Here is a 24,004-nt window from a genome sequence, read left to right on the forward strand (position 1 = left end):
CTGGCCGAGGCGGGGCTGGCGGCGCTGGCGGGGCGGCCGGCCCGCCGCCTGTCGGGCGGGGAGCAGCAGCGCCTGGCCCTGGCCCGCGCCGCGGCGCTGCGGCCGGAGGTGCTGTTCCTCGACGAGCCCTGCGCCAGCCTGGACCCGGCGGCGACGAAGGCGGTGGAGACGGCCATCGCCGGCCTGGCCGCGCGCGGCTGCCGCATCGTCATGACGACGCATGACCTGGGCCAGGCGCGGCGCCTGGCCGGGGAGGTCGCCTTCCTGCACCGGGGCGCGCTGCTGGAGCATGCGCCGGCGGCCGCCTTCTTCGCCGGGCCCCGCGCGCCCGCGGCGGCGGCCTTCCTGCGCGGCGAATTGCTGGCCTGACGGCCAGCCCGGCGCCCGGCCCCCGCCCCCCCTGGCCCGGGCGCCCGGGGCGCCGGCATGATGGCCGCGGCAATGGGGGAAGGCGCGCCATGCGGCTGCGGGACAAGGTCACCGTCATCACCGGCGCGGGGGCCGGCATCGGCCGCGCCACGGCGCGGCTGGCGGCCGAGGCAGGGGCGATCGTCGCCTGCCTCGACCGCGACGGCGCGGCGGCGGAGGCGGTGGCGGGCACCCTCGCCCGGCCCGGCCTGGCCCTGGAATGCGACGTGGGGGACGAGGCGGCGGTGGCCGCCGCCATGCGCGCCGTCGCCGGCCGGCTGGGGCGCATCGACGTGCTCTGCGCCAATGCCGGCTTCGGCATCCAGGGCGCGGTGACCGAGACGACGGAGGCGGACTGGGACGCCATCCTGCGGGTGAACGTGAAGGGCGTGGCCTTCTGCGCCAAGCACGCCATCCCGATCATGGCGGACCGGATTGCCAGGGAGGGGGGCGGCGGGGTGATCGTCAACACCGCGTCCAACATCGCCATCGTCGGCATCCGCGACCGCGCCGCCTATGTGGCGACCAAGGGCGCGGTGGATGCGCTGACGCGGGCCATGGCGATCGACCATGCGGCGCAGGGCATCCGGGTGAATGCGGTGGCGCCGGGGCCGACCGCGAGTTCCTATTTCGACAGCATGCTGGCGCGGGCGAACGACCCGGCGGCCTTCACCGCCGCGCTCGCCGCGCGGTCGCCGATGAACCGGGTGGCGCAGCCCGAGGAGATCGCGCGGGCGATCATCTTCCTCGCCTCCGACGACAGTTCCTTCATGCTGGGCGCAACCCTGGTGGTGGATGGCGGCCATGCCATCTGGTGACGACGCGCCCGGGACCGCGGCCGACCCGTCGCGGCTGTTCCATGCCGGCAACCGGGCGCTGCAGGACCGCTTCGACGGCCGGCGCGTGGCCGATGCGCTGGAGGCGCGGCGCCGCGCATCGGCCTTCGCGCCGGAGCATGCGGCGCTGATCGCGGCGGCGCCCTTCTTCTTCCTGGCGACGGCGGCCGAGGGCGCGGTGGATTGCAGCTTCAAGGGCGGCCCGCCCGGCTTCGTCCGGGTGACCGGCCCGGCGGAGCTGGAATGGCCGGACTATGACGGCAACTCGATGCATCTCTCGCTCGGCAACATCCTGCTGAGCCCGGCCATCGGCATGCTGTTCATCGCCTTCGACGGGAAGAGCCTGCGGCTGCGGCTGCGCGGCCGGGCGAGCCTGGTGGAGGATGCGGCGCGCCTCGCCGCCATTCCCGGGGCGCGCCGGCTGGTGCGGGTGGCGGTGACCGACATCTTCCCGAACTGCCCGCGCTACATCCCGGACCTGGCGGGCGGCGCCCCCTCCGCCTACCTGCCGCGGCCGGACGGCAGTTCGCAGGCGCCGGAGTGGAAGGGGCGGGACTACATCCGCGACCGGCTGCCGCGGGACGATCCGCACCGGGAGTGACCGCGGCCAGGAGGCGGCCGGCCTTCCCGGTGGGCGGGAACCGACGCCAGGGGCGCGGCGCCGGTCCGGCCAGGGTCCCCGAGAGGTTTGCGCGAGGGCGATCGCGCCCCGCGCCGGGCGAGCCGGCGGGTGCAGCATCCGGCCGGAATCGGGCGCCGGCCCATGCCCGCGGCGGCGATTCGCGCCCCGGGCCGTTCACGCGCCGCCGCGATATGCTCTAGCCTGCGGGCCGGGACAGCTTCGGGGGACAGGGCCATGGACGGGATCACGCGCAGCCCGGACGAGCAGGCGCTGGTGAAGATGGCGCATCGGGTGCTGCCGGCCGGGAATTTCGGCAATTTCGCCTCGGACATCATCATCCGGGGCGGTCGCGGCGGCCGGGTCTGGGATGTCTCGGGCAACGAATACGTCGATTTCCTGCTCGGCTCCGGCCCGATGTTCATCGGCCATGCGCATCCGGAGGTGACGGAGGCGGTGCTGGCGCAGGTGCCGCGCGGCACCACCTTCTTCGCCAACAACGAGCACGGGATCCGGCTGGCGGAGGAGATCGCCGCCGCCCTGCCCTGCGCCGAGCAGGTGCGCTTCGTCAGCAGCGGGACCGAGGCGGACATGTACGCCATGCGCCTCGCCCGCGCCTTCCGCAAGCGCGACCGCATCCTGAAATTCGAGGGCGGCTACCACGGCATGTCCGACTGGGGGCTGATGAGCCTGGCGCCGAAGCGCCTGGCGAATTTCCCCGTCGCGGTGCCGGATTCCGCCGGCATCCCGCGCAGCGCGCGGGAGGAGGTGCTGGTCGCGCCCTTCAACGACCTCGACGCCGCGAAGGCGCTGATCGCGGCGCATCACGACGAGCTGGGCGGGGTGATCCTGGAGCCCTTCCAGCGGCTGATCCCGCCGGTGCCCGGGTTCCTGGAAGGCATCCGCGCGATCACCGCGGAGTACGGCATCCCGCTGATCTTCGACGAGGTGGTGACGGGCTTCCGCTTCGCCTACGGGGGTGCGCAATCCTACTACGGCGTGACGCCCGACCTCTGCACGCTGGGAAAGATCATCGGCGGCGGCTTCCCGCTGGCGGCGATCGCCGGGCGCGCCGACATCATGGCGCATTTCGACAAGGGGATCGTCGGCGAGGACGGGTTCCTGATGCAGGTCGGGACGCTGTCGGGCAACCCGGTGGCGTCGGTGGCGGGGCTGGCGACGCTGGAGGTGCTGAAGCGGCCCGGCGCCTATGAGGCGGTCTTCGCCACCGGCCGGAGCCTGATGGACGGGTTGCAGGCGCTGATCCGCAAGGCCGGGCTGCCGGCGCAGCTGGTGGGCGTGCCGGTGCTGTTCGACGTGGTCTTCACGGCGGACGAGGTGCGGAACTACCGCGACGTGCTGAAGGCCGATGCGGCGCTGCAGAAGCATTTCAACACGCAGCTCAGGGCCGGCGGCATCCTGAAGGGCGAGAGCAAGTACTATCTCTCCACCGCCCATACGGAGGCCGATATCGAGCAGACGCTGCAGGCCTTCGCCGGCGCCATCGCGGTCCTGCCGAAAAGGCGCTGACCCGAGGGTTCCAAGGGCCTTTCGGTCCTTGGCGGGAAGAGCTTGAGGAGGGCAGAGCCCTCCTCAACCCTGGGCGAGGCGTTTGGCGACAAACTCCAGCCGGTCCTGCCCCCAGAAGATGTCCTCGCCGATGACGTAGCAGGGCGCGCCGAACACGCCGCGCGCCAGCGCCGCAGCGGTGTCCTCTTCGCGCTTCGCCGCCCAGCGCGGGTCCTGCGAGAGCGGCAGCAGCGTCGCGGGATCCAGCCCCGCCTCGGTCACCAGCCGCGCCAGGGTGTCCGGGTCGCCGGTGTCCTGCTCCTCCTCCCACAGCGCCTTCAGGATGCGGTGGCCGAGGCGGATGGCGGGCGCGTCGCCGATCGTCTCCCGCGCCGCGATCACCGCGCAGGCGCCGGGCAGTTCCTGCGCCGGGAAATGCTTCGGCTGGATGGTGATGGGAATGCCGAGGTGGTCGCGCCAGCGCGCCAGCTCCTGCAGCCGGTAGGCCTGGCGCTGCGGGCTGCGCTTCGGCAGGGGCAGGCCGCCGGAGCCGGCGAAGATGGTGCCGAAATCCACCGGCCAGATGCGCAGGCTGGCGGTGTGCTTCGCCGCCAGCGCCTCGATCCGCGCGGCGCCCAGATGCGTCCAGGGGGAGTTGAGCGAGGCGTAGTAGTCGATATGCAGGGCCATCTCAGCGTCCTTCGAACAGCGGCGCGCCGGTGGCGGCCCGGGCGGCGTCCAGCGTGATGCCCGGCGCCAGCTCGCGCACCGCGAAGCCCTCCCCCATCGGGGCGAACAGGCCGAGATTGGTCGCCACCAGCTTGACCACGCCGCGCGCCGTCACCGGCAGGGCGCAGTGGCGGACCAGCCGCGGCTCGCCCTTGCGGGTGGTGTGCTCCAGGATGATGAAGACCCGCTGGGCGCAGGCCGCCAGGTCCATGGCGCCGCCGATGCCGCCGCCCTTGGCGCCGCCCACCTTCCAGTTGGCGAAATCGCCGCCGGCCGACACCTCGTAGGCGCCCATCACCGTCACGTCGATGCGGCCGCTGCGGATGATGCCGAAGCTGTCGGCATGGTGGACGATGGCGGCGCCGGGCTTGAGGGAGACATTCTGCCCGCCGGCATTGACCAGGTGCAGGTCCTCCTCCCCCGCGGGTAGGACGGGGCCGTAGCCGATGACGCCGTTCTCGGCGTGGTAGGTGATGGCGCGGTCGCCGATATCGGTGTTGCTGCACAGCGTCGGGATGCCGACGCCGAGATTGACGATCCAGCCATCCTGGAATTCCCGCGCCAGGCGGTCGGCCATCTGCTGCCGGTCCCAGCCCGTGGGCCGCCCGGTGCCGGCAGTGCCCTGCGATGCCCCGTCTGGCGCGTAGGCCTGCATCGGCCGGCCCGGCATTCCTTCGGTCATCGCGCGCGCTCCTGCCGGCGGACGGTCCAGAGGCCCTCGGGCGGCGGCGGGACCTTGACCAGGCGGTGGACGAAGAGGCCGGAGAGATGCACCTGGTCGGGGTCCATCGCGCCGGCCGGCAGGATGTCCTCCTCCACCTCGACGATGGCCAGCTTCGCCGCCATGGCCATGAGCGGGCAGAAATTCCGCTGCGCCAAGCGGAATTGCAGGTTGCCGGCGGTGTCGGCGCGCCAGGCGCGGATGAAGGCGACGTCGCAGGGCAGCGCGTATTCCAGCAGGTATTCGCGGCCGTTGATGACGCGGGTCTCGCGCCCCTCGGCCAGTTCGGTGCCGACCGCCGTCGGCGTGTAGAAGGCGGGGATGCCGGCGCCGGCGGCGCGCAGCCGCTCGGCCAGCGTGCCCTGCGGGACCAGCTCGGCCTCGACCTCCCCGGACTCGTAGTATCTGGTGAAGGGCAGCACGTCGGTCGGGCGCGTCGCGGCGGTGAAGCTGCAGACCACCTTCGCCACCTGGCCGTTCTCCACCAGCATGCCGAGGTCGGGCAGCCGCGGCTGATGCGCCCCGCCGGTGGTGTTGGCGATGCAGGTCAGGCGCTTCGCCCCCTGCTCCAGCAGCGCCTTCGTCAGGTTGTAGGGGGTGCCCGGACCGGCGAAGCCGCCGAAGGCGATCACCGCGCCATCGGGGATGTCGGCCACGGCCGCGGCGAAGCTCTCGACGATCTTGGATGCCGCCATGGCTGGCCCACCCCCTCCCCTGTTCCCTTGCCGGGGAGAGTGCCGGGTGGCGGGACCGCCGTCCAGCGAGGCGCCCGCGCCCCGCGCGCGACGCCGCCGAGGTTGCGCAGGGCCGCCCGTGGCCGGCACGCGGCCCTGCCGGCCGCGATGCCCGCCGACGCGCCTGCCCGCGAAAGCTCAGCGCGGCGCCGGCCGCGCCAGGGTCATGGTCCAGCCGGCGGGCCAGATCGCCAGGCTGGTACGGGCGGGGTCGGCGCGCCAGGCCGCGACCTCGGCCCGCCAGTCCGGACCGCTGAGCGCCCAGGTGCGGTCCGGCCAGGCCAGCATTCCCTGCGCCAGGATCACGGCGAGCAGCGCGGCGGCGAGGATCCGCCCGGCCAGCAGGGCGGCCGGCGCGGTCGCCACCGCGACCAGCGCCAGCCCGGCCAGGGCGTTGGGCGCATAGGCGTAGCGGCCGGCATTCAGCGGCGGCACCGCCATCCAGGGGTCGGCCAGCAGCGCGCCGGCGATCGACAGCAGGGCCAGCCAGATCCCGGCCGCCAGCAGCACCCTGGCCCGGGCCTGCGGCAGCACGGCGGCGAGCAGGAGGGCGGCGATCCCCGACAGGGCGGCGACCACGCCGAGGCGCGCCCCGGTGCCGCCGCCCAGCAGCACCGCGGCGGCGCGATTCGCCCCGGCGCCGAGGACGGGCAGCGCCAGCAGCTTCACGCCGAGCGCCGCCAGCAGCGCCGCCGGGTCGAAGCCGGCGGCCCGGGCGCCGCCCGCCATCCCGGCCAGCAGCAGGGCGCCCTGCAGCAGCGCCCCGGCGCCGACCACCGCCGCTTCCGCCCCGGCCAGCCGGGACGGCTGGCGCAGCGCCCGCCAGGCGAAGAAGGGCGCCAGGAAGGCGGTGACCGGCCCGGTCAGCACGGCCATGGCCAGGAAGCCCAGGCGGAAGGCCGCCGGCAGCCGGCCCGGCGCGGTCACCAGCAGCAGGGCGGCGCCCACGGCGAAGTGGAAATGGCTGTTGACCGTGTTCAGCCAGACCTCGCCGCTCGGCAAAGCGAGGAGGAGCACGGCGGCGGCGAGCGGCGGGCCGAGCGGCCCCGGGAAGGCATCCGACCGCAGGGCGATCCAGATGACCGCAAGCTGCACCAGCAGCGCCGCCCAGGCGGTGGCCAGCGGCGCGACCTCCGGCGGCAGGGATGCGGCGGCCAGCGCCGCCAGCCTGGTCCAGACGGAATAGTAGCCCATCCGCGGGGCGAGCAGCGCGTCCCACCAGCCGCCGAGCGCATCGGGCAGGTAGATCGTCCCCTCCTCCGCCCAGAAGCGGCCCTGCGTCAGGATGACCGGCGCGCGCAGCAGGATGAGGGCGAAGGCCGGCAGCAGCAGGAGGGAGGGCGACAGGCGAAGGCGCTGGGACATGGCATTCCGCGAAAGGGCGGCGGCGTGCCCGCGCACGGGATGCCGGACCGGCCCCGGGGGCCGCAGGCCGGCAAGGGAAAGGGGCGGCGAGAGGGGACATGCCCGTCCCGCCCTGTCAATTCACGGGCTGCTGCATCCGGGGACAGGCAGTTGCCCGAGTCTTGGGCAGGCGGGCCGCCGCCACTGCAACCCTCGGTCATCAGAACAACATGGCGCACATGGCAGCACTCTTGCTCTAAACCCGCGCGAACTCCGCAGGCCACCGCTGATCCCATGCCGCTGCACGTCGCCCTGAACCATCGCACCAGCTACCGGTACGACCGGGCCGTGACGCTCGGCCCGCAGACCATCCGGCTGCGGCCGGCGCCGCATGCCCGCACGCCCATCGCCTCCTACGCGCTGAAGATCTCGCCCCGGCCGCATTTCCTGAACTGGATGCAGGACCCGCAGGGCAACCACCTGGCGCGCGTGGTCTTCCCCGAGCGCGTCACGCGCTTCGAGGTGGAGGTGGACCTCGTCGCCGACATGGCGACGATCAACCCCTTCGACTTCTTCCTGGAGCCCGAGGCGGAGACCTGGCCCTTCCAGTACGACCACATCCTGGACCAGGAGCTGGCGCCCTTCCGCCGGCTGGAGGAACCCGGCCCGCTGCTGCGGGAATTCCTGGCGCAGGTGCCGCGGCAGGAACGCCGCACCGTGGACATGCTGGTCGAGCTCAACCGCATGGTGCAGGAGCGCATCGCCTATGTCGTGCGCATGGAGCCGGGCGTCTGGACGCCGGACGAGACGCTGGGCCAGGGCAAGGGATCCTGCCGCGACAGCGCCTGGCTGCTGGTGCAGGCGCTGCGCCACCTGGGCTTCGCCGCGCGCTTCGTCTCCGGCTACCTGATCCAGCTGGTCGCCGACCAGAAGCCGCTGGCGGGGCCGGAGGGCCCGAGCAGCGACTTCACCGACCTGCATGCCTGGGCCGAGGCCTATCTTCCGGGCGCCGGCTGGGTGGGGCTCGACGCCACCTCCGGCCTCATGGCCGGGGAAGGTCATATCCCGCTGGCCGCGACGCCGGAGCCGGCCTCGGCCGCGCCGATCACCGGCCTGGTGGAGAAGGCGGAGGCCGAGTTCGACTTCGCCATGGGCGTGACGCGCGTGCGGGAGACGCCGCGCGTGACGAAGCCCTACACCGACGCGCAGTGGCAGGACATCCTGGCGCGCGGCCAGGCGGTGGATGCGGCGCTGCGGGCCGGCGATGTGCGCCTGACCATGGGCGGCGAGCCGACCTTCATCGCCGCCGACGACATGGACGCGCCGGAATGGAACACCGCCGCGCTCGGCCCGACCAAGCGCCGCTATGCCGGGCGGCTGCTGCGCCGGCTGGCGCCGCTGTGGTCCCCGGGCGCCGCGCTGCAATACGCCATGGGCAAGCACTATCCGGGGGAGCAGCTGCCGCGCTGGGCGCTGTATTCCCACTGGCGCCGGGATGGCGAGCCGGTCTGGAAGGACCCGGCGCTGCTGGCCTCGGACGACGACCACGGCGATGCGACGGCCGCGGATGCGGAGCGCTTCGCCCGCATCCTGGCCGAGCGGCTGCAGGTGGACCCGGACCTGGTCAACCCGGCGCATGAGGACATCCATTACTACCTGTGGCGGGAGAAGCGCCTGCCCGCCAACGTGGTGGTGGAGGACGCGAAGCTGCGCGACCCGCTGGAGCGGGCGCGCCTGGCGCAGGTGTTCGGCCAGGGTCTGGCGGCCAGCGTCGGCGCCGTGCTGCCGATCCGCCGCGTCATCAGGGACGGGGCGCGGCGCTGGCAGGGCGGCCGCTGGTTCTTCCGCGGCGACCACCTGTTCCTGATCCCCGGCGACAGCCCGATCGGCTTCCGCCTGCCGCTCGACAGCCTGCCCTGGATGAGCGAGGCGGACGCCGCCGCGGTGTTCGAGCCCGAGCCCGACCCCTTCGCGCCGACCGGCCCGCTGCCGCCGCGCCAGGCCTTCGAACGCGTGTCCTTCGAACGCGGGCGCGGCGGCGCTGCGCCCGCGGATCTGCCAGGGCTGCGCCGCCAGGACGGGCATGGCGGGGCACCGGGCCAGGCCGATGGCCGCGGCCCCGCCTTCGGCGCCGAGGGCTTCCGCCCCATGCCGCAGGACCTGCCGGTGGTGGGCCAATCCGATCCCGGCGTGGTCCGCACCGCGTTGAGCGTCGAGGCGCGCGGCGGCCTGCTGCATGTCTTCTTCCCGCCGCTCCACGCCGCCGAGGACTGGCTGGACCTGGCCGCCGCCATCGAGGCGACGGCGGCGGAGACCGGCCGCAAGGTGGTGCTGGAAGGCTACCTGCCGCCGCGCGACGACCGGCTGCAGAGCTTCTCCGTCACGCCCGACCCGGGCGTGATCGAGGTGAACATCCACCCGGCCCCAAGCTGGCCGGAGATGGTGGAGCGCACCGAGCAGTTGTACGAGGAGGCCCGGCAGGTCGGGCTTTCCGCCGAGAAATTCATGCTGGACGGCCGGCATGTCGGCACCGGCGGCGGCAACCATGTGGTGATGGGCGCGGCCAGCGCGGCCGAGAGTCCCTTCCTGCGCCGGCCGGACCTGCTGAAGTCCCTGGTCGGCTTCTGGCACAACCATCCCAGCCTGTCCTACCTGTTCAGCGGGCTGTTCATCGGCCCGACCAGCCAGCACCCGCGGGTGGACGAGGCGCGGATGGACGCGCTGGCCGACCTGGAGATCGCCTTTTCCAAGGTGCGGCCGCCGCCGCTCGACGACCGGAGGGCCGAAGGGCCCGGAGGTCTGAACCGATCGGCCGACAGCGTGACGCCGCCCTGGATGACCGACCGGCTCTTCCGCAACATCCTCGCGGACATGACCGGCAACACCCACCGGACCGAGTTCTGCATCGACAAGATGTACTCGCCCGACAGCAGCAGCGGGCGGCTGGGCCTGGTGGAATACCGCGCGCTGGAGATGCCGCCGCATGCGCGCATGTCGGCGGCGCAGATGCTGCTGATGCGCAGCGCCATCGCCGCCTTCTGGCGCACGCCCTATGACCGCCGCCTGGTGCGCTGGGGGACGCGGCTGCATGACGAGTTCATGCTGCCACACTATGTCGCGCAGGATTTTTCCGAATCCCTGCGCGAGCTCGGCATGCTCGGCTTCCCGCTGGATGAGGACTGGTTCGCGCCGCACCTGGAGTTCCGCTTTCCGCGCATCGGCGAGATCACGGTCCGTGGCATCGGCCTGGAACTGCGCCATGCGCTGGAGCCCTGGCACGTGCTGGGCGAGGAAGCCGGCGGCGGCGGCACGGTGCGCTATGTGGACAGCAGCACCGAAAGGCTGCAGGCCCGCGTCTCCGGCTGGGCGGCGGAACGCTTCGCCCTGGCCTGCAACGGCCATGAGGTGCCGCTGGTCCCGACCGAGACCCAGGGCGAGTATGTGGGCGCCGTGCGCTTCAAGGCCTGGGACCCGCCCAGCGCCCTGCACCCGACCATCCGCGCCCAGTCGCCGCTGGTCTTCGACGTGTATGACCGCTGGACCGGCCGCAGCCTGGGCGGGCTGACGCACCATGTCTCGCATCCCGGCGGCCGCAGCTACGACACGCTGCCGGTGAACGCGAACGAGGCCGAGGCAAGGCGCCGCACCCGCTTCCAGCCCTTCGGCCATACGCCGGGGCCGATGCCGGCGCCGCGCGCGGTGCCGTCGAAGGAGTCACCGCGGGCGCTGGACCTTCGGCGCGCCCTGTGACCCTTGGGGAGGGCGCCGCCCTCCCCAAACCCCACCCGCCAGGCCGGCACGCGGCCTGGACCGGTATTGGTTCAGCGCCCCCTCACCAGTCCATGCACGAAGCCCAGCTTGCGGATGGCGGGCGGGGAGAGGACGAAGGGATACAGGTCCGGCGAGCCCATGCAGCGGTTCAGGCTGTTCACCGCGAAGGTCAGCGGCAGCCAGGCCTCCACCAGCGTCCCGATGCCCTCGACGCGATAGGGATCGAAGTCGATCTCCGCATCCAGGTCGTCGGTGCGGGCGACGCGCGGCGCCACCTTCAGGCCGAAGGACGCCGCCATCTCCAGCGTGTCGACGATGTGGAGGTAGTGCGCCCAGGTCTCGGCGAAATCCTCCCAGGGATGCGCCGTGGCATAGGTGCTGACATAGGCCGCCTGCCAGTCCGCCGGCGGCCCCTGCTCGTAATGCCGCTGCAGCGCCGCGCCATAGTCCTGGCTGTCGTCGCCGAAGATGGCGCGGCATTCCTCCAGCCGGCCGCCGTCGCGCACCAGCAGGTCCCAGAAATGGTGCCCGGTCTCGTGCCGCACATGGCCGAGCAGCGTGCGGAAGGGCTCATGCATGGCGGTGCGGCGACGCTCGCGCTCCGCGTCGTCGGCCTCGGCCAGGGCGAAGGTGATGACGCCGTTCTCATGGCCGGTCATGACCTTGGGACCGCCGTCGTCAGGGTCCGCCAGCACGTCGAAGGCCAGCCCATGCGCCGGATCCTCCAGCCGTGTCTGCAGCGGCAGGCCGAGGCGGCGCAGCGTGTAGATCAGCCGGTGGATCGCATCCTGCCAGCGCTGCCAGGGCGCCAGGTTGGCCGGCACCGCAAGGTCCGGGATGGTGCGGTTGTGCCGGCAGGCCAGGCAGTAGCCCCCCGCCTCCTCCGCCGGGACCACCCAGTTGCAGGCCTGCCAGGCGGCATTGGCGCAGAAGGCCTGCTGCCGATCGGGCCGGACCAGGGGCTGCCAGGTCTCGCCCCCGGCCGGCTCCAGCGCCGAGAGCAGGCCGATCTCCGGCAGGAAGCCCAGCCGGTGGCCGGATTTCTCGCAGCGGATGTTTTCGAAATAGAGGACCTGGTCGCAGGCCTGGCAGCGGAAGAGTCGCATGGGTTCCCCGGGGCGGGTCCGGCACCGGCGGCGCCGCTGCGGGCAGGACGCGGCGGCCCGGGGAAAGTTGCGCTGCCGCTTGCCCGCCGGCGCATCAGGCCTTCGGCTTCAGGTAGACATAGCGGGCATAGGGATCCTGGCTGAAGGTGACGCCGGTGATGCTGGGGCTGGTGACGATGGTGCGGCCAAGCATCACCAGCGGGTTGGCGGTGCCGGCTGCCTCGGCCAGCTTGTCCTGGATGCGCTGGTACGCCACCTTCCGCGCCGGTGCATCGGCCGAGTTGCGGTACTTCGTGTGCAGGTCATCCGCTTCCGGATCGCTGTAGCGCGCCCAGTTGGACACGCCCGCGGTCGGCGACTTGCTGGCGACGGCGAGGTTGGCGAGGGTGGAGGGATCGTTCAGCCAGATCACCCCCTCGTTCAGCAGCATGCCGGACATGCCCTGGTCCACGCCGTTGATGCGGGCCCGCACCGCATCCAGCAATTGCAGCGCCGGCGTCGGCTTCAGGGTGGCGGTGACGCCGATCTGCTTCAGGCTGTCCGCGATCAGGATGGCGATGTCGTTGTTGTAGGGCAGGGCGGAGCTGTACCAGAAGTCGAAGGTGATCCCTTCCTTCCCCGCCTCCTTCAGCAGGGCCCGGGCGCGGTCCAGGTTCAGCGAATAGCGCGCGAAGCTGTCGTTGCAGGTGATGTCCTCGGCATTGAAGAAGCAGACCTGCCGCTTGCCGCGGCCGGCCAGCGCGGTGCGGATGATGCGGTCATGCGGAATGGCGTAGAGCATCGCCTGCCGCACCCGCGGATCGGTGAAGGGCTCCTTGTCCATCGCCATATGCAGGCGGAGGATGGACGGCGTGTTGCCATGCAGCACCGGAAAGCCAGCCGCCGCCAGCGCATCGTATTGCCGCCCGGTCAGCCCTTCGGCGGCGTAGTCCACCACGCCGCCGCGGATGAGCGAGACGAGGTCGGCATTGCCGCGGATGCGCAGGATCACCGTCTCGAAGGCCGGCTTCGTGCCGGACCAGTGGTCCGGCACCGCCCGTAATTCCAGCTGCTGGTTGGTGGTGCGGCTGTGGATGGTGTAGGGGCCCGTGGTCGCCAGGTTGCGCTGCAGCCACTGCCCCGCCCAGGGATCCTCGGCGGTCGCGTGCTTCTTCACCTCGACCGAGTCCAGGATGGCGAATTGCTGGAACTTCATCGAGGTCAGCGCCACCGGGATGGCGGTCGGCGTGCCGAGGTTGTCGGTGAAGGTGATGCGGACGGTGTAGGGGTCCGGCGCCTCGATCTGCTCCGCCTTGAAGATCCCGGCGATGCCGGCCTGGTTGCGGCCATTGCCGGCGATGCGCGTCAGGCGCTCGAAGCTGTAGCGCACATCCTCCGACGTCATGGGGTTGCCGGTGGGGAAGAAGCGCACGTCGCGCCGCAGCCGGAAGGTGATGACCGGGCCTTCCACCACCCAGGATTCCGCCAGTTGCGGCACCACCTCCACCGGGTCGGCCTGCAGCGTGCCATTGGGCTGCAGGTCGAATTTGAAGGTGACCAGGCGTTCGTAGACGTTGCAGCCGATCTCCTGGTCCTGCTGGCTGCGGATATCGGCGGGGTCGAGGCTGGCAATGTCCGCGGGGATGGCGTGGACCAGCGGCTTGCCGGCCGGGCGGGGCTGCGCCAATGCGGGCAGCGGCAGGGCGGCGCCGGCCAGCAGCAGGCCGAGGCCTCGGCGATGGATCGTCATGGGCGGTCTCCGGCGGTCAGGGTCACGGGGCAGGCCGAGAGATGGCCGGGCGAGACTTCGACCAGCGGCGGCCGCGCGGCGCTGCATCCGGGCTGCGCCAGCGGGCAGCGGCCGACGAGGCGGCAGCCCGGCGGCGGGTCGATCGGGCTGGGGATCTCGCCGGCCAGGCGCAGGCGGGTGCGCGTCACGCCCCATTCCGGCACCGGCGCGGCGGAGAGCAGCGCGCGGGTATAGGGATGCGCCGGGCGGGCGAAGACCTCGGCCACCGGTCCGCTCTCCACGATGCCGCCGAGATACATCACCGCGACATCATCGGCGACGTGCCGCACCACCTGCAGGTCATGGGTGATGAACAGATAGGCCAGCCGCATCTCCCGCTGCAGTCGCAGCAGCAGCGCCAGAATGTCGCCGCGGACCGAGACATCGAGCGAGGAGGTCGGCTCGTCCAGGATCAGCAGGTCGGGTTCCACCGCCAGCGCCCGGGCGATGCCGATGCGCTGGCGCTGCCCGCCCGAAAGCTCATGCGGATAGCGGTCGAGATGCGCCGGCGTCAGGCCCACCTGCTCCACCAGTTGCCGCGCCCGCGCCTCCCGCCGCTCGCGGTCCAGCTTCAGATGCAGGCGCAGCGGTTCGTGCAGCACCTGCCGCACCGTCATGCGCGGGTTCAGCGAGCCATTGGGGTCCTGGAAGACCATCTGCGCCTCCCGGTACAACTCCGGCAGGCTGCCGCGGCCCATGGCGTGGACGGCGCGGCCGTTGATCCAGACCTCGCCGGCGCTGGGCTCCACCAGCCGCACCACGCAGCGCGCGATGGTGGACTTGCCGGACCCGCTCTCCCCCACCAGCGCCAGGGTGCGGCCGGCATCCAGCGCCAGGTCCACGCCGTCCACCGCCACCAGCCGGCGCCCGCCGGCGACGGGGTATTGCTTCGCCAGGCCGCGCGTGCGCAGCACGGTGTAGGGCGCGCCATTCATGCCGCCGCGGCGTCCAGCCGGCTGGCGGCCAGCAGCCGCCGCGTATAGGGCTGCTGCGGGCGGGTGAAGATCGCCTCCGTCGTGCCGGTCTCCACCACCCGGCCGGCATTCATCACCACCACCTCCTCGCAGCTTTCCGCGACGACGCCGAGGTCGTGGGTGATGAGGCAGGCGGTCAGGCCGCGGTCGCGACAAAGCTCGACAATCAGTTCCATGATGTCGGACTGGATGGTGACGTCGAGGCCGGTGGTCGGCTCATCGAGGATCAGCAGCGCTGGCGTGCAGACCAGCGCGGCCATGGCGATCATCGCGCGCTGCGCCATGCCGCCGGAGAATTCATGCGGGTACTGGCGCGCGCGCCGCTCGGCTTCCGGGATGCGGACGCGGCGCAGCGCCTCCACCGCCGCATCCCAGGCTGCGCGCGCGCTGCCGCCATGCTGCAGCCGGTGGACATCGGCCAGTTGCGCGCCGACGGAGAACACCGGGTTCAGCGCCGCCCGCGCATCCTGGAACACCATGCTGATGCGGCGCCCGCGCACCGCCCGCATGGCCGAAGGCGGCAGCGCCAGCAGGTCCTGCCCAGCGAACAGGATGCGGCCGCTGCGCCGGACGAAGGCCGACGGCTGCAGGCCCAGGATGGTCAGCGCGGTCAGCGACTTGCCGCTGCCCGTCTCCCCCACCACCGCGGTGATGCAGCCGGGTTGCAACGCGAAGGAGACATCGTGCAGCACCGGCGTCAGCCCGCCATCGCGCCGGCGGAAGGCGCCGCCCAGCCCGTCCACACGCAGCAGCGGCACCGTCATCGCCGCCGCCGCGGATCGGTAAGGTCGGACAGCGCATCGCCCAGCAGGTAGAAGGCGCCGGTCAGGCCGAGGATGGCGAGGCCCGGGAAGAAGGACACCCACCATTCGCCCGTCATCACGCCATCCTGCCCGCGCGCGATCATGCTGCCCCATTCCGGCGTGTTGGGATCGAGACCCAGGCCGAGGAAGCCGAGGCTGGCGGTGACCAGCGCGACGAAGGCGGCATTGATGGAGGTGAAGGCCAGCAGCGGCCCGGCGCTGTTCGGCAGCAGATGGCGGAAGGCGACCAGCCAGGGCGTGTTGCCGACCATCCGCGCCGCCTCGGCATAGGGCCAGGCGCGGCGCGACCGGATCTCGGCCCGCGCCAGCCGCAGGTAGTCCGGGATGCCGATGAAGGACAGCACCAGGATGATGTTCGGCACCCCCGGCCCGACCGCCTGGACGATCAGCATGGCGAAGAGCAGGCCGGGGAAGGCCTGGAACACCTCCACCAGGCGGGAGATGACGGTGTCCACCACCCCGCCGAAATAGCCGGCGATGGTGCCGAGGGCGGAGCCGATGCTCAGCGCGATGGCGACGGCGACGAGGGTGATGCCGAGGTCGTAGCGCGCCCCGGCCATGAGCCGCGACAGGATGTCGGCGCCCAACCGGTCCGTCCCCAGCAGGAATTCGCGCGAGGGCGGCAGGTAGCCATCGCCCATGCCGGGCGCCAGCGGATCGTAGGGCGTCCAGACCAGGGAGAGCAGCGCGACACCGGCGTAGAACAGCAGCAGCCCGGCGCCGATGCGCAGCGACCAGGAGGCGGGGGCGCGGCGGCGGCGGGCGGGCGGCGCGGCCGGCAGCGCCGCGGGATCCAGCGTCGCATCGGCGGCGGATCGCTTCATGCCGCGTGGACGAAGGCGTCGCCTTCGTCCCCCTCAGACGCCGGGCGGGTCGCATCCGCGGCCCTTGGCTTCGCGGCACAAGCCGCGGCGCGCCTTCGCGCGCTCGGCCCTGCGGGCCGCAGGCGCAGGACACGCGACCAGGGCGTCACGCCCGCATCCTGGGGTCGATCAGCAGGTAGAGGATGTCCACCAGCAGGAAGGCCAGGACATAGAGCAGCGAGGCATAGAGCACGAAGCCCTGCAGCGCGGCGAAGTCGGAATGGTCGATCGCCTGCAGCGCATACTGGCCGAGGCCGGGCCAGCCGAAGATGCTCTCCAGCAGCACGGCGCCGCCGAAGATATGGCCGGCGACGCCGCCCAGCAGCGTCACCACCGGCAGCAGCGCGTTGCGCAGCCCGTAGCGGAACCAGACCATGCCGCGCCCATGGCCCATGGCGATGGCGGTGCGGATGTAGTCGCTCTGCAGCGCCTCCACCATCGCGGCCCGGGTCACGCGGGCGACGGTCGCCAGGGTGGTCAGGCCCAGCGTGACGCCCGGCAGCACGAGTTGCATCGCGGCCATGCGCCACAGCACCCAGTCGCCGGCGAAGGCGGCATCCAGCAGCAGGAAGCCGGTGACGGGCGGCGGCGGCGCGACGCCGATCGGCAGCCGCCCGACCGGGCCGGGCAGCAGGCGCAGTTGCACGAAGAAGATCGAGATCAGCACCAGGCCGATCCAGAATTGCGGCAGCGCCATGCCGGAGAGGGTGACGCCGCGCACCAGGAAATCCGGCCAGCGCTCCCGGTTCACCGCCGCCAGCACGCCGAGCGGGATGCCCGCGAGGATGCCGATGACGAGGCCGACCAGCCCCAGTTCCAGCGTCGCCGGCAGCCGCGCCGACAGGTCCGCCCCCACGCTCTCGCCCGTGGTGAAGGAGGTGCCGAAATCGAACCGCGCCAGTGCCGCCAGGTAGGCGAGGTACTGCTTCCACAGCGGATCGGCGAGGCCGAGCTGGGCGCGGATCTGCGCGCGCAGCTCATCCGTCGCCTCGGGCGGGGCGTAGAGCTCCGTCGGGTCGCCGCCCAGCACGCGGGCGGCGAAGAAGGTGATGGTGACGACGCCGAAGGCGACGGGCAGGACCCAGAGCAGCCGCTGCAGGATCATCCGCGCCAACGCCATTCGCTAGAACTCGAACAGGTTGGCGCGGAAGGTCGGGCTTGCGTAGCCCGTCCGCATCAGGCCGCGCGCCTGCAGGGCGGGGGCGAGGCCGTCGGTGATCTCCGCGAGGTAGCGGCGGGTGACCGGGCCGGTGACCACGAAGCCGTCGCCGCCCACTTCCTGCATGATCTCGTCCATGCGCGCCGCGACGTCGTCCGGCGTGCCGATCAGGTCGTCCATGCCGTAGCGGTAGTTGCGCGCGATCTCCCGCAGGGTGCGGCCCTGCGCCAGGAATTGCCGCAGGGTGCCCTGCTGGCCGTTCGTCGTCAGCTCCTCGATCGGCGCGTCGAGGTCGAAACGGGAGAAGTCGATATCGGTCAGGCTGGCCATCTGCGCCAGCACCAATTCCGGCGAGGCCTGCTTCGCGGCCTGGCGGCGGGCGAAGCGCTCCTCCGCCTCCGCCCGCGTCTCGCCCAGGCAGGGGGCGATGACGAACATGCACTTGCAGCTGTCGGGGTCGCGCCCGCGCTCCGCCAGGCGGCGGCGCATATCGGCGCGGAACTCCACCATCTCCGGCACCGTGCTGTAGGCCGCCAGCACCACATCCATCTGGGCGGAAGCGAAGTGCCGCCCCTGCGGGGAGCTGCCGGCCTGCACCAGCACCGGCCGCCCCTGCGGCGGCCGCGCGGTGTTCAGCGGCCCGCGGGAGGCGAAGAACTCCCCCTGGAAATCCACGGGATGCACCTTGCGGTGGTCGGCGAAGACGCCGGCCGCCGCGTCCATCGGCAGCGCATCCTCGTCCCAGCTTTCCCACAGCTTCGTCACCAGCGTGACGAATTCCTCCGCCATGGCGTAGCGGCGGTGATGCTCGATATGGTCCTGCAGGCCGAAATTCTGCGCGGCGCGGGCGGCGGTGGAGGTGACGAAATTGCACCCCACCCGGCCGTCCGACATCAGGTCCAGCGTGGCGATCAGCCGCGCCAACAGATAGGGCGGGTAGAAGCTGGTGGAGATGGTGGGCACGAGGCCGAGATGCTTGGTCGCCTGCGCCAGCAGCGGGATCAGCGGCAGCGGGTCGTTCTTCGGCGCCCGCAGCGCGCGGGAGAGGTAGAATTCGGTGCTGCCGCCGTAATTGTCGGGGACGAAGAGCGAGTCCTCCAGCAGCAGGAAGTCGAAGCAGGCGCGTTCCAGCGCCCGCACCATGTCGACCTGCAGGTCGGGCTTCGCCCAGTCCCGCGCGGTGGTGCCGCCCCAGGCTTGGCGCCAGCCATGCACGCCGTAGCTGTTCCCGAGGAACCAGCCGAGATGGAAGGGCCGCGTCATGCGGTTGCGGTGCGCGCTGCCATGCCGAAAGGCTCCGCCCGTGAGCGGCGATGCGTCAAGCCGCTTCCTGCCGCACGCATGGGCAAACCCCAGGTCTCCGGCACGCGCCTGCACAGGCTTCGGGCAGATAGCCATCGCGGTGGCCGGAATTCGCGGCAGCTGCCCCTCGCCCGTCGCCGCGCCCGCGGTCTAGCCTGCCCGCAATCCAAGAGGAGGACGCGGATGCCGCCATCCGACCCCAGCCCCTATGCGCGCGACCTGATCGGCTACGGCCCCAACCCGCCGCATCCGCGCTGGCCCGGCGATGCCCGCATCGCCATCAACTTCGTCATGAATTACGAGGAAGGGTCGGAATACTCCTTCCTCGACGGCGATGGCCGGTCCGAGGCGAGCCTGACGGAATCCCCCGCCTCTCCCGTGCCGGTCGGGCAGCGCGACCTGGCCGGCGAGGGCATGTTCGAATACGGCGTGCGCGTGGGCTTCTGGCGCGTCATGCGGCTGTTCGCGGAGCGCAAGCTGCCGATGACGATCTTCGCCTGCGCGCTGGCGCTGGAACGCCACGCGCCGGCGGCGCAGGCGATCCGCGAGGCCGGGCACGACTTCTGCTGCCATGGCTGGCGCTGGGTGGAACACTTCAAGCTGAGCCGGGAGGAGGAGCGCGAGCATATCCGCCTGGCGATCGAGAGCCTGCAGAAGACGCTCGGCAGCCGTCCGCTGGGCTGGTACTGCCGCTACGGACCCAGCGTGAACACCCGCGCCCTGCTGATGGAGGAAGGCGGCTTCCTCTATGACTCTGATTGCTACAACGACGAGCTTCCCTACTGGGTTCTGCAGGACGGCAAGCCGCAGCTGATCGTGCCCTATTCGCTGGTGACCAACGACAGCAAATTCGGGCGGGGCGTGTTCGCGACCTCGGACGACTATTTCACCTTCCTGCGCGACCAGTTCGACATGCTCTATGCCGAAGGCGCGACGCAGCCGAAGATGATGTCCTGCGGCCTGCACCTGCGCGCCATCGGGCATCCCGCGCGGGCGGTGGGGCTGGCGCGCTTCCTCGACTACATCCAGAAGCACGACCGCGTCTGGGTGGCGCGGCGGATCGAGATCGCGGAGCACTGGCGCAAGACCTTCCCCTACCAGCCGGGGATGGAGCAGATCGCGAAGGTCGGGCCGTGACGCGCCTGCTGCGGCTGGAGCCGCTGACGGCGGAGGCCTTCGCGCCCTATGGCGATGTGGTGGACCCGCCGGCGCCGGGCGACCGGCTGTCGCTGATGGAGAGCATCGGCGGGCGGGACGGCGCCGCGGCGCCACGGCTGTCCTTCAACCACGCGCCGCCGCATGCGCTGCCGCTGCTGGCGACGGAGATGGAGCGGCACAACCGCTCCTCCCAGTGCTTCGTGCCGCTGGACGTGGCGCGCTGGGTGGTGATGGTCGCGCCGGATGCCGGCGGCGTGCCGGATGCGGCGCGGCTGCGGGCCTTCCTGGTGCGTGGCGACCAGGCGGTGAACTACCGGATCGGGTCCTGGCACCATCCGCTGCGCGTGCTGGACCGGCCGGGCCGCTTCGCGGTGCTGATGTGGACCACCGGCGTGAAGTCTGACGACGAGGAATGGTCCACCCTGCCGGCGCCGGTCACGCTGGTGGCGTGAGGCGGCGGGCGCTCAGAACTCCGCCTTGATGCCGGCGCGGCGGATCAGCGCCGCCCATTTCGCCTGCTCCCGCGCCAGCAGCGCATCGCCCTCCGCCGGGCTGTTCAGCACCAGGTCGAAGCCCAGTTCGGCGAAGCGCGGCTGCAATTCGGGGGCGCGGCCGGCCTCGGCCAGCGCCTCGTGCAGGCGCTGCACCGGCAGGTCGGGCGTAGCCTTCGGCGCCACCAGCATGGCCCAGGAATAGATGTCGTAATCGGCCAGGCGCGGGTCGCTCTCGGCCATGGTCGGCACCTGCGGGAAGCCCGGCAGCCGGTGCTGCACGGCGGAGGCCAGCAGCCGCACCGTGCCGGCCGCGATGTGCGGCGCCGCCGCCGGCAGGTCGGCGAAGACCATCTGCACCTGCCCGGCCAGCAGGTCGGCGATCGCCGGGCCGCTGCCGCGGTAGGCGACATGCACCAGCTCGGCCCCGGTCAGCAGCGAATAGATGGCGCCGCCCAGATGCAGCGGCGTGCCGTTGCCGGCCGAGCCGTAGTTCAGCCTGCCGGGATTGTCGGCCACCCAGCGGTGGAAGCCGGCCAGGTCGCGCGGCGGCGCATCGGCGCGGACGATCAGCACATAGGGCACGGTGCCGAGCAGGGAGGCGACGCGCAGCGAGGCCGCGGAATCGAAGGGCGGCGGCGCCATGGTCAGCGGCGCCATCATGAAGCTGATGCTGCCCATCAGCACGGTGTGCCCGTCCGGCCGCGCCTGGATGACGCTGCGGGTGCCGATGGTGGACCCGGCGCCGGCGCGGTTCTCCACCACCACCGCCTGGCCCAGGCGCTGCGACATCCGTGGCGCCACCAGCCTTGCCGCGATGTCCGGCGTGCCGCCGGGGGCGAAGGGGACGACCATGGTCACCGGCCGGTCCGGCCAGGCCTGCCCGCGCGCCGGCGCGGCGACCAGCCCGGGCGCCAGCAAAGCGGGGGCGGCGAGCAGGTGGCGACGGCGCATTCGAAATCCTCCCGGCGAATCGGCCGGGATCATGCCATGGCCGCCGGGCCGCTCCAGGCCCCCCCGGCCCGGGGCCCCGGCCTCGGCCTGGCGCCCACATGGGACCGTTACGAAGCCGTGCTGCCGGTTGGCGGCGCCCGCCGGACCCGGGAAGGTGGCGTCGCCACCCCGCCGGGCGGCCCGCCATGCCGGCCGCCCCCCGCAGGAGACCGCCCATGCCGCCGGCCGCGGCGCCGCCCCGCGACCCGGGCACACGCCTGCCCCCGCTGGAATTCGGCCCCTTCCGCCTGCTGCCCGACCGCCGACTGCTGCTGCGCGACGGCGCGGCGGTGGACCTCGGCGGCCGTGCCTTCGACCTGCTGCTCGCCCTGCTGCGCCGGGAGGGCGGCCTCGCCCGCAAGCAGGACCTGCTGGCCGAGGTGTGGCCGGAGAGCCGGATGGAGGAGGGGAACCTGCGGGTGCATCTCTCCCAGCTCCGGCGGGCGCTGCGGGACGGGCAGGGCGGCCAGCGCTACATCGTCACCATCCCCGGCCAGGGCTACCGCTTCGTCTGCCCGCTGCAGCCCCTGGCGGACCCGGCCGCGCCGCCGCCGCCCGTCGGCCTGCCCCGGCCGCTCGGCCGGCTGGTGGGGCGGGCGGAATTCGCCGCGACCGTGCTGCGGCATTGCATCCAGGCGCGCTGCGTCACGCTGGTCGGGCCGGGCGGCATCGGCAAGACCAGCCTCGCCACGCATGTGGCGGAACAGCTGCTGCCCGCCTGCCCGGATGGCGTGGCCTTCGTCGACCTCGCCTCGGTCCCGCGCGACGACCTGGTGGCGCCAGCGGTCGCCTTTGCCCTCGGCGTGGCCAGCTTCTCCGCCGACCCCTCCCCCGCCATCCTGGCGGCGCTGCGCACCGGGCAGCGGCTGCTGGTGCTGGATTGCTGCGAACGCGTCGCCGCCGGCGCCGCCGCCCTGGTGGAAACCCTGCTGCGCGGCGCGCCCGGGCTGCGCCTGCTGGCGACCAGCCGCGAGCCGCTGCATGCCGAAGGCGAATGGGTGCTGCGCGTGCCGCCGCTTGGCCTGCCGCCGGCGGAAGCCGGGCTGACCGCGGCGCAGGCGCTGGCCTATCCCGCCGTGCAGCTCCTCGTCGATCGCGTCGGCGCCGTGCTGGACGGCTTCGTGCTGACCGATGCCGAGGTACCGGCGGTGGTCGCCATCTGTGCCCGGCTGGACGGCATCGCCCTGGCGATCGAGCTGGCGGCCGCGCAGGCCGCCGCCTTCGACCTGCCGACCCTGGCGGGGCTGCTGCAGGCGCGCTTCCGGCTGCAGGCGCGCGGCCGGCGCACCGCGGCGCCGCGCCACCGCACCATGCAGGCGGTGCTGGACTGGAGCCATGCGGCGCTGCCGCCGGCGGAGCGGGCGGTGTTCCGGCGCCTGGCGGTGTTCGACGGCGCCATGACCCTGGCCGCGGCGGAGGACGTGGCCGGCGGCGGCGGGGAGGACGTGACCCTCGCCATCGCCAGCCTGGTGGACAAGTCGCTGCTCACCAGCCAGCCCGGCCCGCGCTTCCGCCTGCTCGACCTGACCCGCGCCTATGCGGCGGAACGCCTGGCCGAGAGCGGGGAGCGCGACGCGGTGGCGCGGCGGCATGCGCTGCACTGCCTCGGCACCTTTCGCGCGGCGGAGGCCGAGTGGCCTGCCCGGACGGTCGCCGGCTGGCTGGCGGAATACGGGCCGGAGCTGGGCAATCTGCGCGCCGCGCTCGACTGGGCCTTCTCACCGGCGGGCGACGCATCGCTCGGCATCGAGCTGGCGGCGGTGGCGGTGCCGCTGCTGTTCGAGCTGTCGCTGGCCGAGGAATGCCGCCGCCGCGCGGCGCAGGCGCTGCGGGCCTTGGCGGCCGCCGGCGACGGCGATGGCCATACCGGGATGCGGCTGCGCGCCACGCTGGGCGCGGCCATGACCTATACGCCGGGGCCGGTGCCGGAGACCGTTGAGACCTGGCAGGCGGTGCTGGCCCTGGCGACCCGGCTGGAGGATGCCAGCCTGCGCGGCCGCGCGGTGTGGGGCCTGTGGACCGCGCATTGCTATGGCGGCCGGCCGCGCCAGGCGCTGGCGCAGGCCGAGGCCTTCACCCGGCTGAGCGTCGAGCGCGGCGACGATGCCAGGCAGCTGATGGGCGAGCGGCTCTGCGGCGTGTCGCTGCACTACCTGGGGGAGCAGGAGGAAGCCCGCGCCAGGCTGGAATCCATGCTCGCGCGGTATGCGCCGGGCCGGCATCGCTGGCAGACGCTGGGCTTCTCGGTCGACCACCGGCTGATGGCGCAGGCGACGCTGGCGCGCATCCACTGGCTGCAGGGCCGCCCGGCAGAGGCGCTGCGGCTGGCCGAGGCGACGCTGGCGGCGGTGCAGGCGCAGGACCATGCCATCTCGCTCTGCTACGTGCTGGCCGAGGCGTCGCTGCCGCTGGCCCTGCTGGCCGGGGACCACGATGCGGCAGCGGCGGCGCTGCGGCAGCTGCAGGACGCCGCGACGCGGAACGGCCTCGCCATCTGGCAGGCGGCGGCGGGCTGCACCTGGCAGGTCCTGCAGCTTGCCGAGGCGCCGGGCCTCGACCTCCTCCCGCTGCGGGAGGGCTTCGCCGCGCTGGACGCCGCCGGCTATGGCATCCACGCCGCCTGGCTCCAGGGCCTGGCCGCGGCGGCGCTGGTCCGGCGCGGCGCGGCGGCCGAGGCCGCGGCGCTGCTGGCGGC

General features: G+C 72.8%; 20 protein-coding genes. 8 read left to right on the forward strand and 12 right to left on the reverse strand.

All coding sequences use genetic code 11. The features are described 5' to 3' along the window. The 4 genes from E2C05_RS15635 to E2C05_RS15650 all read left to right on the forward strand — a co-directional run. A partial coding sequence (locus E2C05_RS15635; RefSeq protein WP_133220579.1) for an ATP-binding cassette domain-containing protein occupies positions 1 to 369 on the forward strand: 369 nt, incomplete at its 5' end. 89 nt (positions 370 to 458) lie between these two features. Beyond that, positions 459 to 1,226, forward strand: a complete 768-nt coding sequence (locus E2C05_RS15640; RefSeq protein ID WP_133220580.1) for an SDR family oxidoreductase — start codon at positions 459 to 461, stop codon at positions 1,224 to 1,226. Continuing rightward, entirely contained in the window at positions 1,213 to 1,845 is a 633-nt protein-coding gene (locus E2C05_RS15645; RefSeq protein WP_158292152.1) for a pyridoxamine 5'-phosphate oxidase family protein, read from the forward strand. The genes E2C05_RS15640 and E2C05_RS15645 overlap by 14 nt, the downstream gene beginning before the upstream one ends. 255 nt (positions 1,846 to 2,100) lie before the next feature. Further along, a complete protein-coding gene (locus E2C05_RS15650; RefSeq protein ID WP_133220582.1) occupies positions 2,101 to 3,393 on the forward strand; it encodes an aspartate aminotransferase family protein in 1,293 nt (430 codons plus the stop codon). Between the two features lie 63 nt (positions 3,394 to 3,456). Here E2C05_RS15650 and E2C05_RS15655 read toward each other — a convergent pair whose 3' ends face one another. From E2C05_RS15655 to E2C05_RS15670, 4 genes are all read right to left on the reverse strand, one after another. Beyond that, positions 3,457 to 4,062: a 2-hydroxychromene-2-carboxylate isomerase gene (locus E2C05_RS15655; protein WP_133220583.1), complete on the reverse strand. Its 606-nt coding sequence runs from the start codon at positions 4,060 to 4,062 to the stop codon at positions 3,457 to 3,459. Between the two features lies 1 nt (position 4,063). Then, a complete protein-coding gene (locus tag E2C05_RS15660; protein WP_240046756.1) occupies positions 4,064 to 4,783 on the reverse strand; it encodes a 3-oxoacid CoA-transferase subunit B in 720 nt (239 codons plus the stop codon). Beyond that, positions 4,780 to 5,517 carry a CoA transferase subunit A gene (locus E2C05_RS15665; protein WP_133220584.1) on the reverse strand — a complete coding sequence of 246 codons (738 nt, stop codon included), beginning with the start codon at positions 5,515 to 5,517 and terminating at the stop codon, positions 4,780 to 4,782. Before E2C05_RS15665 ends, E2C05_RS15660 begins: the two co-directional genes overlap by 4 nt. A 177-nt stretch (positions 5,518 to 5,694) precedes the next feature. Further along, a complete protein-coding gene (locus tag E2C05_RS15670) occupies positions 5,695 to 6,921 on the reverse strand; it encodes a hypothetical protein (RefSeq protein ID WP_133220585.1) in 1,227 nt (408 codons plus the stop codon). Positions 6,922 to 7,194: 273 nt separating this feature from the next. Here E2C05_RS15670 and E2C05_RS15675 point away from each other — a divergent pair, with 273 nt between their 5' ends. After that, complete coding sequence (locus tag E2C05_RS15675; RefSeq protein ID WP_133220586.1) at positions 7,195 to 10,650, forward strand: transglutaminase family protein; 3,456 nt, start codon at positions 7,195 to 7,197, stop codon at positions 10,648 to 10,650. Positions 10,651 to 10,721: 71 nt separating this feature from the next. On the opposite strand, the gene E2C05_RS15680 is transcribed toward E2C05_RS15675, so the two are convergent. The 7 genes from E2C05_RS15680 to E2C05_RS15710 form a co-directional block, all read right to left on the reverse strand. Then, positions 10,722 to 11,777, reverse strand: coding sequence for a zinc-binding metallopeptidase family protein (locus tag E2C05_RS15680; protein WP_133220587.1), 1,056 nt, complete (start codon positions 11,775 to 11,777; stop codon positions 10,722 to 10,724). Positions 11,778 to 11,871: 94 nt separating this feature from the next. After that, complete coding sequence (locus tag E2C05_RS15685; protein ID WP_158292153.1) at positions 11,872 to 13,506, reverse strand: ABC transporter substrate-binding protein; 1,635 nt, start codon at positions 13,504 to 13,506, stop codon at positions 11,872 to 11,874. Further along, the gene (locus E2C05_RS15690) at positions 13,503 to 14,480 is read right to left on the reverse strand and encodes an ABC transporter ATP-binding protein (RefSeq protein ID WP_133220589.1); all 978 of its coding nucleotides are present in this window, start codon (positions 14,478 to 14,480) and stop codon (positions 13,503 to 13,505) included. Before E2C05_RS15690 ends, E2C05_RS15685 begins: the two co-directional genes overlap by 4 nt. Further along, the gene (locus E2C05_RS15695) at positions 14,477 to 15,283 is read right to left on the reverse strand and encodes an ABC transporter ATP-binding protein (RefSeq protein WP_158292154.1); all 807 of its coding nucleotides are present in this window, start codon (positions 15,281 to 15,283) and stop codon (positions 14,477 to 14,479) included. The genes E2C05_RS15690 and E2C05_RS15695 overlap by 4 nt, the downstream gene beginning before the upstream one ends. After that, on the reverse strand, positions 15,280 to 16,167 hold the full coding sequence (locus tag E2C05_RS15700; RefSeq protein WP_133220591.1) for an ABC transporter permease: 888 nt from the start codon (positions 16,165 to 16,167) through the stop codon (positions 15,280 to 15,282). Before E2C05_RS15700 ends, E2C05_RS15695 begins: the two co-directional genes overlap by 4 nt. Positions 16,168 to 16,312: 145 nt before the next feature. Further along, positions 16,313 to 17,311, reverse strand: coding sequence for an ABC transporter permease (locus tag E2C05_RS15705; RefSeq protein ID WP_205082844.1), 999 nt, complete (start codon positions 17,309 to 17,311; stop codon positions 16,313 to 16,315). A gap of 18 nt (positions 17,312 to 17,329) precedes the next feature. Further along, the gene (locus E2C05_RS15710; protein ID WP_133220593.1) at positions 17,330 to 18,628 is read right to left on the reverse strand and encodes an NtaA/DmoA family FMN-dependent monooxygenase; all 1,299 of its coding nucleotides are present in this window, start codon (positions 18,626 to 18,628) and stop codon (positions 17,330 to 17,332) included. Positions 18,629 to 18,850: 222 nt separating this feature from the next. Here E2C05_RS15710 and E2C05_RS15715 point away from each other — a divergent pair, with 222 nt between their 5' ends. After that, positions 18,851 to 19,804 carry an allantoinase PuuE gene (locus E2C05_RS15715; RefSeq protein WP_133220594.1) on the forward strand — a complete coding sequence of 318 codons (954 nt, stop codon included), beginning with the start codon at positions 18,851 to 18,853 and terminating at the stop codon, positions 19,802 to 19,804. Then, positions 19,801 to 20,277 (forward strand): ureidoglycolate lyase, encoded by a 477-nt coding sequence (locus tag E2C05_RS15720; protein ID WP_158292155.1) that lies wholly within the window; start codon positions 19,801 to 19,803, stop codon positions 20,275 to 20,277. The genes E2C05_RS15715 and E2C05_RS15720 overlap by 4 nt, the downstream gene beginning before the upstream one ends. A gap of 12 nt (positions 20,278 to 20,289) precedes the next feature. Here the strand turns inward: E2C05_RS15720 and E2C05_RS15725 are convergent, their stop codons facing one another. Next, entirely contained in the window at positions 20,290 to 21,270 is a 981-nt protein-coding gene (locus tag E2C05_RS15725; protein WP_158292156.1) for a Bug family tripartite tricarboxylate transporter substrate binding protein, read from the reverse strand. A gap of 215 nt (positions 21,271 to 21,485) precedes the next feature. On the opposite strand from E2C05_RS15725, the gene E2C05_RS15730 reads away from it, so the two are divergent. Next, the coding region (locus E2C05_RS15730) for an ATP-binding protein (protein WP_158292157.1) at positions 21,486 to 24,004 on the forward strand (2,519 nt) is incomplete at its 3' end.

This window comes from Paracraurococcus ruber (genome assembly GCF_004353985.1).
Taxonomy (GTDB): domain Bacteria; phylum Pseudomonadota; class Alphaproteobacteria; order Acetobacterales; family Acetobacteraceae; genus Paracraurococcus; species Paracraurococcus ruber.